Origin of the sequence: Atopobacter sp. AH10 (assembly GCF_003664595.1) — a bacterium.
Taxonomy (GTDB): domain Bacteria; phylum Bacillota; class Bacilli; order Lactobacillales; family Aerococcaceae; genus Atopobacter.
The window spans coordinates 1-13,111 of the sequence record NZ_QXPZ01000032.1; the positions used below are offsets into that span (position 1 = coordinate 1).

The window sequence follows — 13,111 nt, forward strand, 5'->3', positions numbered from 1 at the left end:
CAAACACCATAAAATTAGGATTTGTACGACTTAAGCTCGTTATTGGTTGGGGAATTCAGGATTAGAACAAGAAGGCTACTTAGACTGCTCTATTATCGATTTAAAAACATCCCAAAATTAAAGCTGACCACAGTAGCAAGTAAAAAAATATCCCCCTAATAGTGAACTACCCCCTATCCGTTCAAGATAGGGGGTAGTCCATTTATTAAGGGAAGAACCTTTCAAAGAAGTTATCTCTATTAAAATTTAGCTTCATCACCTAGTTTAATCCGCAATTTTTCGAGCATGTCAACTGTCATCTTATCGAGATCATACTTAGGAGAGAAGTCCCATTCTTCTTTAGCACAAGATACATCGAGGGAATTTGGCCAAGAGTCTGCAATCCCTTGACGAACAGGGTCTACATCATAATCCATGGTAAAGTTTGGCATCACTTTTTGAATCGATGCTTTGATTTCTTCTGGTTCGAAACTCATAGCAGAGATATTGAAAGCATTCCGATGTTTCAAGCGAGATGGATCTGCATTCAGCAAATCTACAATAGCATCAATAGCATCCGGCATGTACATCATATCCATTTTCGTTCCTTTACCAATAAAGGAATCGTAATGTCCCTTCTTCAAAGCTTCGTAGTAAATATCTACCGCATAGTCCGTCGTCCCACCACCTGGCAAGGTCTTGTAAGAAATCAAACCTGGGAAGCGAACTCCACGTGTATCTACTCCAAAACGTTTATGGTAGTAATCACAGAGCAATTCGCCAGAAACTTTGGTCACCCCATACATAGTTGTTGGGCGTTGAATGGTGTCCTGTGGCGTGTTATCAGCAGGAGTAGATGGCCCGAAAGCGCCAATTGAACTTGGAGTAAAGAAGAGCAGCTTTAATTCACGAGCAACTTCTAAAGCATTTTCTAGCCCACCCATATTTAAGTCCCAAGCAAATTTAGGTTTAGCTTCAGCTACTGCAGATAGCAAGGCTGCCAAGTGAACCAAGGTATCTACATGGTTATCTTCTGCAATCTTCTTGAATTTCTCATAATCTGTTACGTCTAAGATTTCAAAGTGCCCTTCAGTTAAAATAGGGCTCCCAGCTTCTGGTTGTCGAACATCAGTTGCAATAACATTTTCAGCGCCTAAATCTTTGCGTAAACGTTCAACTAATTCTGAACCTATTTGGCCTAGGCAGCCAGTGATCATTACTTTTTTCATGAAGAAAGCTCCCTTCTATTAAATGAGCTTCAATTCTTTACCGACTTTTTCATAAATAGCCACTGCCCGATCCAGCATTTCTTTTGTATGAGCAGCGTTAGGCATATTACGTACACGACCAGTGCCTAATGGTACAGTAGGGTAAACGATTGGTTTAACGTATACGCCTTCTTCAATCAAACGAGCCGCAAATTTTTGGGTCGCATTTTCATCTCCCAGAATAACTGGTGTGATAGGGGTTTCAGAATTTCCAATATCATACCCAATCTTCTTCAATTCTGCCTTGAAGTAGTTAGCATTATCCCATAATTTTTCAACAATAGATGGATTTTCCATCAACATTTCAATGGATTTCTTAGCTGCAGCTGCTGCCCCAGGAGTTAAAGAAGTAGAGAAGAGGAATGGACGAGCTTGGGACTTCAACCAGTCAATTAATTTTTGAGAACCAGCTACATAGCCACCAACAACCCCAACTGCTTTAGAAAGGGTACCAATTTGCATATTGATGCGTTTTTCACAGCCAAAGTGTTTAACCGTCCCATGTCCATGACCCATAACGCCTGAACCATGCGCATCATCAACATAGCTAATTAAGCCGTATTCTTCACAGATATCTGCAATTTCTGGAATCTTAGCCAAGTCCCCATCCATTGAGAATACCCCATCAGTAACATACATAATCTTCTTATATTCGCCACTTTCAATAGCAGCTTTAGCTTTTTCGCGCAAATCGTCCATATCTTGGTGTTTTACACGAATAATCTTAGCGCCAGATAGACGGCAACCATCTATGATAGAAGCGTGATTCAATTCATCAGAAAGGATAGCATCCCCCTTCTTCATCACTGCTGGAATAGCCCCCATGTTGCAGTTGAATCCAGATTGGAAGGCAATAGCCGCTTCTGTTCCTTTAAATTCTGCTAATTTCTTTTCTAAATCGATGTGAATTTGCAAGGTCCCGTTAATCGTCCGAACAGCCCCTGCACCGACCCCATATTCTTCAGTTGCTTTGTTTGCAACTTCAATGAGTTCTTCACGAGTTGCCATGCCAAGGTAATTATTGGAAGCTAAGTTCACCAACTTTTTACCTTCAATTTCAATTTCAGGTCCGTTAGCGCCACTGAGCACATCAATGGTGTTATAAAGGCCTTTTTCCTTTAAATCAGATAGACTTGTGTCTAAAAATTCTTCCAAATCCATTGCACGCATATCGATTCCTCCATTACTCATTTTATTAGCCAAGATCACCAGCAGACAGTCACTGTTAACGATCAGCTAACCATGAATAGAATACTCTAACTTGTTACCGTTTTCAAGCTATCAAATCAAAAACTTCACAATTTAATAAACTTATAAGTTTTCCGAAAAAAGTCCACTCCCTAATCTTTTATTATAGCGCTAGGAATACTAGAATACTCCTATCACATTTATGCTATTTATAGCCTTATCTTTTATGAGAAAATTAATTTTTGCTCATACTCCAATCTTAACTTTTCAACGCTTATCTTTCCTTATTTACCCTCAACTAGAATTTTTCGATATTTACTTCTATCTTTTCTTATTTTGCCTTCTTCCATGCTATAATGACAGTATATTTAGGAGGTAAATCATGCCGTTCGAAAATCCCAGACGTTTAATGGCCACAGCTATCTTGGCCGGCCGTATTTTGATGGAAAATAACGCCGAAACCTATCGTGTAGAAGAGACGATTACTCATATCCTTTCTGTTGGACATTTTGAAAGTGTCGAAGTCCTAGCAATTGGTTCAGGGCTCATTGTGACCATCGATGACCCTTCCATCTCTTCTTTAACAAAAGTCAAACGCTTGAGAAAGTTAGAAACCAATCTTTCTAAAATAAACCAAGTGAATCGCATTTCTCGCTTACTTGCAGAAGGTGAACTGACCGTTAACGAAGCCTATCTTAAACTCCTACAAACCGATATGAAATCCTTATCCGACCGTGTCAAAGACTTTGGCCTCCTTGCCATGATTGGCGGTTTCGCTATGTTCTTTAGCGGTCAAATCAACGAAGCCTTAGTCGCCGTCCCTTCTGGTTTATGGCTACTTCTCGTCAACCGCATCTCTAGGCGGCTTCATATCAATGAGTTTATCTCAAACGTTTTAGCTGTTACCTTAATGTCTACGAGCATCATTCTTCTCCGGTATTTCCTACCCTTCCAGTTCGATGAAGGATTAGCTATTGTCGGGATCATCATGCCTCTTGTCCCTGGAACAGCTATTACTAATGCTATTCGTGATACGCTAAGGCAAGATTATTTATCCGGTTCTACCCGTATGGCAGGAGCTTTTGTCACTGCACTATCTGTGGCTATTGGCGTCGCCTTGGCTTTCTTTTTAACGAAAGGAGTGGTTTAGATGACTATCGTTCTTCAAATTCTTGGCGCTTGTATCGGTTCTTTCTCGGCTTGCCTCGTCTTTGAAGCACCTAGGACTTCATGGACCATCAACGCCCTATTAGGCGGAATTGGTTGGGCTATTTATTTATACCTAGCTAACAGTTTTTCTGTAGCTGCCGCCACCTATATGGCCAGTCTCATCGTTGCTATTTGGTCCCATCTAAACGCTAGGTGGTTCAAAGCCCCAGTAACCGTCTTTTTCATCCCTGCCTTCTTTCCTTTTGTACCAGGTGCCGGCATGTACCGTACCGTTTATGCCTTTATCAACTCAACCGTTTATGCTGGATTACAAGAATTGATCCAAACTTTAGCGATTGCCATTATGATAGCTTTAGCCATCTTTACTTCCGATGCTATGTTCAAAGTTTTGAATCAATATTTTCCTATTAAATTAAGCAAATCTAAATCCTAAAGTCATTCCCATACAAGCTAAATCCCCCCAAAATTTATCCAATGCTCAAAAGGAATGGTGGACAAATTTTGGGGGAATTTAGGATACAACTAAGTCTCTACTCTAGCTAATTCAAATAAGCGAGTATAAAGGTTGTTCAATCAACCTCTATACTCGCTTTTTATTTTGTCAGAGCCGAAGAATCCAAGCTCTATCTCTTCTATTTATTCTAAAGAATAGATCCAGCTTCTTTTTGGCCGATTCTCTTTTTTTGATAAAGATAGATACCGTAACTAATCAGAAACCAAGCCAAAAGAACGATCGCATCATGCAAACAGTGCGACTTATCCCCGTAAAAAGCTGCTAACCAACCGCTTAAGGGTAAAAGTTGAGCCAGTTCTTTTAGGATAGGAGGATACTGGTCTATCGGAATAAGTGCACCACTTAAAACTAAGGCAGATCCTGACAGGAGATTGCTCATAAAATACGGATTTTCCATTCGCCAAGCTATAACAAAAGCTGCAAAACCTAGAACTAATCCGGATAACAGTAAGAAAGGTAAATACATCACTGCCTGTAGTAATAAGTCAATCCCTGCTCCAAAAAGGCCTAAAAGGGCAAGGTTAATCAAGGATAGTGCTAAGGAAACTACTGCAGAAACAAAGATCTGACTAAACCAATAATAGGAACTCCCCCCTAAACTAATCACATACCTATCTACCCCTCTAAAACGATTGTCCACCAAGAGGCCAGATAGGCTGGACATAGCCACCATACAGGCCGAAACAAGCACGGAACTAACAGCAACTTGGTAAGAAAAATCTGACGCATATTGGGCATAAATTAAGGCTAGAAGAAGAACATCTATCATCGGCAGTAGCACAAAATGGAGCAGACGACTAGCCCAAGTCTCTAAAATGTCTATAGAAGAAAACACAAGCTTCATAAGCCTATCCCTCCCAACTGACCACTTTTACGTGCTTCACGGAATAAATATCTCGATAAAATAATACTCCCTGCCCCCCATAGAAAAAGACTAAAGAAATAAGCAGCCAAATCAACGAAAGAAAATCTCCCTGAAGAAGTCAGCCATTGAATTGGTAGCGAAATAGGGATGACAAAGTGCCCAATTTTTTCAACAATCATCCACTTTCCTGGCAAATGGAATAGACCTGAGAAAAATAAGATGGGCAAGGTGACGATATCTTCATAGACCAAAGCTCGTGGCGTTAACACAAAAATACCTGCAATAGCTAAATCTAAAATTACCGCTCCTATCCATAGAGCCAAAACAGCGCCTACGAAAGCTAGAAAAGAAGCAATCGACACATTTAATCCCATTATTGAGCCCAATAGATAGGCCAATGGAAAGGGGAGCAGGCCGAAACTAGCTGCTGGAATGACTACTGCGGCTAGGGATAATTGATCACTGATCCGATTATTCAATAAATACAATAAGGTGCCTTGAGAGCGTTGAAAACCAATACTTCCACAAGCGGTCGTCCCACAAGACCATAAACCAAAAACTGCCGCACGCCTCCATAAATACGGATCATCCAAAGTCCCTCCAGCATAAGCAGCTAGATATTGGAGCAAGAGCAAGGAAACCGTAGACGTTAACATCAACCACACAAAATAGGAATTTCTAGAAAAAAGTTTTAAATGAAAAGCGACAATTTCAATAAAATTTTTCATTGGCTCACCTCTACTTCCGGCGTAGTTTTGGAGCTAAAGCCAAGTAGGACTCTTCTAAAGTCGCCGGACGATCGATATGACTAACTTGAGAAAGTCGAACAATGGAGTCAATGTCACCTTCGTGGAAAACCTCTCCCGCACCGATTAAAACAACTCGATCAGCCAAAGCTTCCACTTCTGTCATCGTGTGGCTAGTCAATAATACAGGTATTTGCTCTTCATCTGTTAAACGCCGAATAATCAGCCGTATATTTCTAGAAATCTCCACATCCAGTCCACTCGTTGGTTCATCAAGAAGCAGGACGTCAGGACGACCTAGTAGCGCTCTCGCAATATGCAAACGTTGCCTCATCCCTCTTGAAAACTCACGAACCTTCTTTTGACGAACATCTTTTAACTCCACTAATCCCAACACACGGTCTACTTCGCTGATTCGTTCCTGTTTACTTAACTGGTTTAATCTGGCAAAAAAGTGTAAATTTTCCTCTGCACTCGCATTGCCATAAAAGCCCAATTCTCCCCCTAGAACTAACCCAATTCTATGCTCTTTTCTCGACTGCTCATTCAACTTCTCATCATCAATATAAATTTCCCCTGCATCTGGAGTCAATAAGCCCGCAATCATTTGGACTGTCGTCGTTTTACCTGCCCCATTTGGACCAAGCAAAGCCACAATTTCTCCGGAGTGCACCTTTAACGAAATATCTTTAACAGCTTGGAAAAGTTCTTGCCCTTTCCCAAAACTCTTCTTTAAATGTTCTAAACTAATCCTTGTCATCTTTATCCTCTTCTCGCCATCTATAGCGACTCACTTGCTGATTTTTATAGAATCCCTTAACAGGATCTGAATAATCTTCCTCCTCTATTTCCTATAGAGAATATGGCACACAAGTTAGCAAACTTTTAACGGCTATTAGCTATTATTTATAAGAAAGACTAGAAAGTTCTTTCTATCTTCTTTTTCCTTAAAACGGCATAAATCTTAGTTAGTATTTTCTTTCATCACACGATCCTTATGTGCTTTTTTGAGCGCTTTATAGGCTTTCTTTGAGCCCCGCAGTAAATCTTTATCTTGCTTATAATCTTTATAGGCCATAAACAAGCGTTTCATATCATAATTTTCCGGATACAAGTCTTTTGCCGCAATGCTCAACTTCACCCGCTTCTTTAGGACTTCTTTTTTGTCCCCATTCACATCAACCCAAATGTAATCCTTTTTATCTGACAAGCGATAAACAAGGCCAAAGTTTTGGCTATCATTCAAATAAACCCGATCACCTGGATGAAAGTCCTCTAGATTTTCAGTCTTTATTTCTTCATCTTCACTATTGATATAATCAAAATTCTTCACTGGGGCATGATTCTCATAATCCATCAATAAATCACTGTAAGCAAACTCCTTTGCTCGATCGATAATCTCTTCTTTCAAATGCACTTTATGCGCCAGCCAAAAGGCATTACTTTCCCCTGTTTCCCCCATCATCAACTGATAACTTGGTTCAAGGGTATCCATATTAAAACCCATGGCAGCCGTTTCAAAAGCTGGATGTTTTTGAGCAAATTCCTTTATTTCCCCATAGTGGGTTGATGTTATAGAAAGGCTTCCCTTTAAATAAAAGCTCTCTAACAAGGCATTGGATAAAGCAGCGCCTTCTTTAGGATCAGTTCCGCTCCCAATTTCATCAACCACTATTAAGCTATAAGGACCGGCTTCTCTTATATACTCTGCCAACTCAGTCAGATGTGCTGAAAAAGTACTCAGAGAATTGCTAATGCTCTGCTCATCCCCAATAGAGACAAATATTTGCTGAAATACAGGCAATACCGTTTCAGATCCACATGAAATCAACAATCCAGACTGAGCCATCAGTTGAGCTAAGACTAAAGTTTTCAACACAATAGTCTTACCACCTGCATTAGGTCCTGTGACCACTAAAGCTCGATTGCTTTTCCCAATATGCAAACTCAAGGGAACTGGATTTTTTAGGTAAGGGTGACAAACACGATCTAATTGCACATAATCATCTAGGCGTATCTTTGGTTCTTTCCCATCCATCTGCTTAGCTAATTTAGACCTTGCCATAATCGTTTCAAGAACAACAATTGCTTCTAAACTTTGTTCAATCGGCTGTATATATTGATAAATCTCATCCGACAAGTCTGATAAAATTCGGTAAGTTTCTGCCTGCTCCTGTCCTCTTAAATCCGTCAACTCTTGGCTTATTTTTGAGATAGAAAGAGGTTCCATATAGACGGTTAAACCCTTATTTGATTCTTCCACTAAATGACCTGGGAATTTATTCTTAAAAGAAGCTTTTACTGGTAGGGTATATTGCTCATTTTTCTTGACAACTATAGCTTCCTGTAATAAAGATTGATAGCGAGGATCCTTAAGCATTTTCTTTAAGCGATTCTGAACGTCGTCCTCTTTTTGGCGAATAGCCAGGCGTATTTTTTTCAAGGTACGACTAGCCTCATCGTTCAATCTTCCCCCACGAATTTTGCTATACACAGCTTCTTCTAAGTTAACATATTCGCCAATGACTTGAGCATAGCGCGACAATATAGGCACTAAGGATTGATTTTTTTCAAAGAAACGTTTCCCCATACGGCAAGATCGTAAAAAATCAGCTAACTGAAGTAATTCCCCGCACTCTAACACATAGCCTTTGATCAACTTATTTAACAAATGATGGACATCAGCTAAGCTCAAAAAAGGTAAATGTTGCCCACTATTTAATAACTGTAGTCCTTCCGATGTTTCAGCTAATCTTTTTTGGACAATTTTCGGATCTGTAGATGGCTTGAGATCCTCTAGTTGGCGTTTCCCCTCTTGCGATTGGGCTAAATGAGATAAGTCGGACAAGACTCTATCAAAGTCAACTTTATGATATAAATCATTCGTGTTTTTGATATAATAATTCAACTCTTAATCTCCTTATAATATGCCATGTCAAACCCCTTAGATATTCTATCCGAAGTAGACTCTTGTAGAGATTTGAAAACACCTTGTGCGCTCTTAATATCTCCAAGGGAATAATAGCATGCCATTAATATCTTTTTCGTCTCCATCATTGCAACTAGCTCACCAATCACTTCAAATTGCTGTATATCTTTTTTTACATAAGACATCGACTGGTCATAATCTTCGCCCAAATAACATACATAAGCTAAACAAGCCAGTATTTCTGCCATATAATTAGGGCATAGTCTTTCTGTTTCATCTAAATTATTGATTAACAGTTTCTTGGCGTCGTCTATTTTCTGATCAGCTAGCAATAACTGTGCCTTATTTATAATAATTTGATTACGATATCTAGCCACCATATCAAATCTATCCGCCGGCACATCTTTATCTTTAAGTATTATATCACATAACAAAAGAGCATTGTAATTACTTAACTTTATCCCTAAATTCGTTGCGTGACTATCATCAGCATTATACAAATCATATAACCCATAAAAATTATCCAGCAATAACGCTAGAATAGCTCTATCTAGTTGCGTTAACCCATCAGAATTATTAAGTGTATCAGTTAAACTATTCTCTGTTAAATCAATTCTCCCAAATCGTTTCAAAGCTGCAACAGCCAGTCTAAAATAAGCCATTTTTTGAAAAAATAGACTCTCATTAGGGCATCTTGTCGCTACCTTAAACAAATCTAAGGCTCTCTTATCCTTCAAAACTGACAGAACTGTCGCCGAATAAATGTATAGGTCATAATCTCGCGATTGTAAAATATCATTATAACGAAGATTAATCACTTTAAACAAGCATCCATAATCTCCCAGCAGTAAGAAAGCACCATCCATAGCGTCTGCAAGCTTTTCTAGATCAATAGTCTGCAAATCTTTCTCTACTTTTTCAAGATTAAAGGGTTCAAAATATTTTCTCTTGATGATCAATTGATACATTAAACTTGGACTATTCATTTCTCTTACCCCCAAATCATTCAAATAAAAGGGGCAATCAACATCTCTCTCGATAGCACAATTTCCATTTAACAGTGCTTCAAATGTAGCTAATCTTTTCCTATATGTTATTGGTATTTTGCCTATGTCTTGACTATCTATTATTTTCTTTACACGATCAAGTAGATACATCTCTATCACCATTTAATCCAAACTATGCTATTTTTGTTTCCCTTAAAACGTTGGGGGCTTATTATTTCCCCTTTGTTTTATCTTTCCCATGATTCCATGCCATAAGCATGTGTTTAATGGTTCCTTTAACATCTTTTTGCACGGATTCAATCATTTGTTTCATTTTAGCATTTTCTTTTTCTTTCATCATAATTCACTCCTCAATTTATAATGATTACATTCTAATCCCTTCTTAAAATTATGTCAATCATTTTATCTTATCTTTCTTTTTATTCTATTAGTTTATATTAATCCATATATTATTCTTTATTGCTATAGCTAGGCTAGGGAAAAACTATTCTAGCCAAGGCGAACAATACTTTTGAATATAAACATACGTTTCGATTCCAATAAAAAAAGGGCGCCCAAACAATCAAAAGATCGTTTGACGCTCTTTTTTGTTAAGAGAGGACTATGTTAGTCTTTCCTCTCATCTTTTTCTAAGCTCTAGTCCAGTCAGCCTCTAGACTAGAGATAGACCTTTCATCTATCGAGATTACTATAGAGTCATTTGCTCATTCTTTGAAATCTTCATAAACAAGAGCAACGAAGCTACCGTCATTGCTGTGAGCGTTGTCGATAGAGCAGCCGCTATCCCATAATTCCCTCTTATAACTTCTGTATAAATCGCTACTGTCATTGTCTTTGTATGAATGTTATACAAAAGAATTGAAGTTGATAATTCTGAAATCATCGTCACCCATGAAAGAATAGCACCTGAAATGATCCCTGAAAGCATCATCGGCACCGTAATTTTCAAAAATGTATTGACCCGGCTAGAGCCTAAACTTTCAGCGGCTTCTTCAATACTTGGTGAAACTTGCCCTAAAGCAGCTACTGATGAGCGAATGGTGTATGGCAAACGACGAATAGCTAAGGAAATAACCATGATAGTTGCCGTCCCAGTGATCATCATAAAGCCTGATCCTAAGATGCCGGTATTAAAGGAAGAAATAAAGGCAATCCCTAAGACCGTCCCAGGGACAATATAAGGTACCATGCTCAAACTATCGATAGCTGTTGTTAAAGGGTTTCTCCGTCTTACTGCTAAATAAGCAATTAAAGTCGCCAAAACGACTACAACAGCTAAAGCCATTAATGGAATCCTGATGGTGTTAAAGATAGCCGAGCCCATCCGACGATAAGCTTCTTCATACGAATGAAGGGAGTAACCTGGCACAAATACCATCCCTGATGTTTTAAGGAAAGAGGTATAGATAAGATAAATTTGTGGCAGGATAGACAGGAAGACTATCCCATAAACATAAGAACAAATAGCTATTCTTTTCCCTTTTGTAACTTGTTTAGCTTGTATAGGATGCAAGGCATTCATGCTAAAACTAAAACGACGAGCGAGATAGCCTTGTAGGAAAAAAATAGTCAAGGCAATGAGAATTGAAATGATGGCTAAAGCTGAAGCAAAAGCTGCATTACCCCCTACTTCACTAACAAATTCCGTATAAACTAAAACAGGAAAAGTTCGATAACCTTCACCAATCAGCATGGGTGTCCCGAAATCAGCAAAAGCTCTCATAAAGACAAGCAAAGCGGCAGCTAACAAGGTCGGCATCAACAATGGTAACAGAACCTTAAATACACGTTTTAACCCTGTTGCTCCCATGCTTTCTGCGGCTTCTAAAATAGAATGGTCGATACTTTTAAATGCCCCCGAAACGTATAAAAATACCAAGGGAAAGAGTTGCAAAGAAAAGACCAAAACGATTCCCCAGAAGCCATAAATATTAATTTGAGGAAAGTGGAGGCTATTCATTAAAAACTTTGTTATAACGCCACTTCTCCCTAACAACAGAATCCAAGAATAAGCTCCAACAAAAGGAGCTGACATTGAAGCGATAATAATCGCTATTTGTAGCCATTTTTTCCCTTTAAATTGATACATCGCAAAAAAGTAGGCTAAGCTTGTCCCAATCACTAAAGAAAAGAGTGTAGCCGTGAGAGACACTTTAAAGGAATTCACTAGAGTGGAGAAATAATAAGGTTTTGAAAAAAATAGGGCAAAATGATGTAAGGAAAAGGAACCTTTCAGGAAAAGTGCCTGCCCTAAAATAGTCACGATAGGGTAGATCAAGAATATAGCATAAAGCAAGAAGATTATTCCAGAAGCCCCTGTCCATATAGTCAAACGTTGGCGATCAGACTTCATGAACCTCGCCTCCTAATAGATTTCTTGTCCCATCTAGTGTAAAGACATTAATCTTATCCGCATTAATACTTAAGCGGACATGATCTCCAGGTTTAAAATCTTCTTTAAAGGAGGATTCTTCACAAACTTGAACCTTCTTAGCAAAAGGAATATCCATATAATATTCTGTGTTCAAACCTAGATAGAGACTATCAATAATTTCTGCTTCAATTGGCCCATCAGGAGACCGAACAAATTCTTCTGGTCGAATGCTTACACACACTTTTTGATCTATCTCGTGATCTAAATCTGGGAAAGCTAATAAATAGCTATCAGAGAATTTCAAATAAGCCTTTCCTCCCTTATGAACTAATTCAGCACTTAAAATATTCGTCCTCCCAATAAAGGTTGCCACAAAAACATTGCTAGGCCGGTGATAGAGTTCTTTCGGCCGTCCGACTTGCTGGATTTTCCCATGATTCATGACAGCAATTTGGTCAGATATCGCCATAGCTTCCTCTTGATCGTGAGTCACATAGATCGTCGTAATTCCCACTTCATGTTGAATTTCACGAATGGCTTGTCGCATATCCACCCGCAATTTAGCATCCAAATTAGACAAGGGTTCATCCATTAATAAGACATCTGGATGAACGGCTAAAGCCCTTGCTAAAGCGACCCGTTGTTGCTGTCCACCGCTCAATTGATCGGGTTTACGGTCACGATAACTATCAATTTGCATTAATTTAAGGTACTTATTCGTTTCTTGCTCTAGTTCTGTTTTAGAAACCTTTTTTTGCTTTAAACCAAAAGCCACATTGTCCCTAACAGTTAAATGAGGGAAAATCGCATAGTTTTGAAAAACCATGCCAATATTTCTTTTCGACGGTTCCATTTCATTGATCCTTTTCCCTGCAAAGTAAAAATCCCCAGCTTCGATCGAGTTAAAACCTGCAATCATCCGAAGCAAGGTCGTTTTACCACAACCAGAGGGGCCCAGTAAAGTAAAGAGGGCCCCATCAGCTACATGCAGGTTGAGATCTTCAATGACCGTTTGCCCATTATAAATTTTCTTGGCATGGTCTATCTTGATATCACTCATTTTACCTGCCT

General features: G+C 39.0%; 12 protein-coding genes. 2 read left to right on the forward strand and 10 right to left on the reverse strand.

Features of this window, described 5'->3' with window-relative positions:
* Positions 1-239: 239 nt before the first annotated feature.
* Both D3H64_RS07200 and D3H64_RS07205 read right to left on the reverse strand, forming a co-directional pair.
* Entirely contained in the window at positions 240-1,208 is a 969-nt protein-coding gene (locus tag D3H64_RS07200; protein WP_121565578.1) for an L-threonine 3-dehydrogenase, read from the reverse strand.
* A gap of 18 nt (positions 1,209-1,226) precedes the next feature.
* Positions 1,227-2,417: a glycine C-acetyltransferase gene (locus tag D3H64_RS07205; protein ID WP_121565579.1), complete on the reverse strand. Its 1,191-nt coding sequence runs from the start codon at positions 2,415-2,417 to the stop codon at positions 1,227-1,229.
* A 400-nt stretch (positions 2,418-2,817) separates the two neighbouring features.
* On the opposite strand from D3H64_RS07205, the gene D3H64_RS07210 reads away from it, so the two are divergent.
* Positions 2,818-3,585: a threonine/serine exporter family protein gene (locus tag D3H64_RS07210; protein ID WP_121565580.1), complete on the forward strand. Its 768-nt coding sequence runs from the start codon at positions 2,818-2,820 to the stop codon at positions 3,583-3,585.
* Positions 3,586-4,038: a threonine/serine exporter family protein gene (locus D3H64_RS07215; RefSeq protein ID WP_233554915.1), complete on the forward strand. Its 453-nt coding sequence runs from the start codon at positions 3,586-3,588 to the stop codon at positions 4,036-4,038.
* 208 nt (positions 4,039-4,246) lie between these two features.
* Here D3H64_RS07215 and D3H64_RS07220 read toward each other — a convergent pair whose 3' ends face one another.
* The 8 genes from D3H64_RS07220 to D3H64_RS07250 all read right to left on the reverse strand — a co-directional run bounded on the left by D3H64_RS07220 (position 4,247) and on the right by D3H64_RS07250 (position 13,100).
* Positions 4,247-4,963: an ABC transporter permease gene (locus D3H64_RS07220; RefSeq protein ID WP_121565581.1), complete on the reverse strand. Its 717-nt coding sequence runs from the start codon at positions 4,961-4,963 to the stop codon at positions 4,247-4,249.
* A complete protein-coding gene (locus D3H64_RS07225; RefSeq protein ID WP_121565582.1) occupies positions 4,960-5,712 on the reverse strand; it encodes a multidrug ABC transporter permease in 753 nt (250 codons plus the stop codon). Before D3H64_RS07225 ends, D3H64_RS07220 begins: the two co-directional genes overlap by 4 nt.
* Before the next feature lie 10 nt (positions 5,713-5,722).
* On the reverse strand, positions 5,723-6,490 hold the full coding sequence (locus D3H64_RS07230; protein WP_121565583.1) for an ABC transporter ATP-binding protein: 768 nt from the start codon (positions 6,488-6,490) through the stop codon (positions 5,723-5,725).
* Positions 6,491-6,694: 204 nt separating this feature from the next.
* A complete protein-coding gene (locus D3H64_RS07235) occupies positions 6,695-8,638 on the reverse strand; it encodes an endonuclease MutS2 (RefSeq protein ID WP_121565584.1) in 1,944 nt (647 codons plus the stop codon).
* Entirely contained in the window at positions 8,635-9,816 is a 1,182-nt protein-coding gene (locus D3H64_RS07240; RefSeq protein WP_147429904.1) for a hypothetical protein, read from the reverse strand. Before D3H64_RS07240 ends, D3H64_RS07235 begins: the two co-directional genes overlap by 4 nt.
* 61 nt (positions 9,817-9,877) lie before the next feature.
* A complete protein-coding gene (locus tag D3H64_RS10525; protein ID WP_255421006.1) occupies positions 9,878-10,003 on the reverse strand; it encodes a hypothetical protein in 126 nt (41 codons plus the stop codon).
* 351 nt (positions 10,004-10,354) lie between these two features.
* Positions 10,355-12,019 (reverse strand): iron ABC transporter permease, encoded by a 1,665-nt coding sequence (locus D3H64_RS07245; RefSeq protein WP_121565586.1) that lies wholly within the window; start codon positions 12,017-12,019, stop codon positions 10,355-10,357.
* Complete coding sequence (locus D3H64_RS07250; protein ID WP_121565587.1) at positions 12,009-13,100, reverse strand: ABC transporter ATP-binding protein; 1,092 nt, start codon at positions 13,098-13,100, stop codon at positions 12,009-12,011. The genes D3H64_RS07245 and D3H64_RS07250 overlap by 11 nt, the downstream gene beginning before the upstream one ends.
* Positions 13,101-13,111 lie beyond the last annotated feature (11 nt).

Bases quoted from the DNA above. Each gene is read 5' to 3' on its own strand.
- D3H64_RS07225 (WP_121565582.1), bottom strand. From the start codon at position 5,712: ATGAAAAATTTTATTGAAATTGTCGCTTTTCATTTAAAACTTTTTTCT.
- D3H64_RS07200 (WP_121565578.1), bottom strand. From the start codon at position 1,208: ATGAAAAAAGTAATGATCACTGGCTGCCTAGGCCAAATAGGTTCAGAA.
- D3H64_RS07240 (WP_147429904.1), bottom strand. From the start codon at position 9,816: ATGTATCTACTTGATCGTGTAAAGAAAATAATAGATAGTCAAGACATA.
- D3H64_RS07220 (WP_121565581.1), bottom strand. From the start codon at position 4,963: ATGAAGCTTGTGTTTTCTTCTATAGACATTTTAGAGACTTGGGCTAGT.
- D3H64_RS07215 (WP_233554915.1), top strand. From the start codon at position 3,586: ATGACTATCGTTCTTCAAATTCTTGGCGCTTGTATCGGTTCTTTCTCG.
- D3H64_RS07210 (WP_121565580.1), top strand. From the start codon at position 2,818: ATGCCGTTCGAAAATCCCAGACGTTTAATGGCCACAGCTATCTTGGCC.
- D3H64_RS07250 (WP_121565587.1), bottom strand. From the start codon at position 13,100: ATGAGTGATATCAAGATAGACCATGCCAAGAAAATTTATAATGGGCAA.
- D3H64_RS10525 (WP_255421006.1), bottom strand. From the start codon at position 10,003: ATGAAAGAAAAAGAAAATGCTAAAATGAAACAAATGATTGAATCCGTG.
- D3H64_RS07205 (WP_121565579.1), bottom strand. From the start codon at position 2,417: ATGCGTGCAATGGATTTGGAAGAATTTTTAGACACAAGTCTATCTGAT.
- D3H64_RS07230 (WP_121565583.1), bottom strand. From the start codon at position 6,490: ATGACAAGGATTAGTTTAGAACATTTAAAGAAGAGTTTTGGGAAAGGG.
- D3H64_RS07245 (WP_121565586.1), bottom strand. From the start codon at position 12,019: ATGAAGTCTGATCGCCAACGTTTGACTATATGGACAGGGGCTTCTGGA.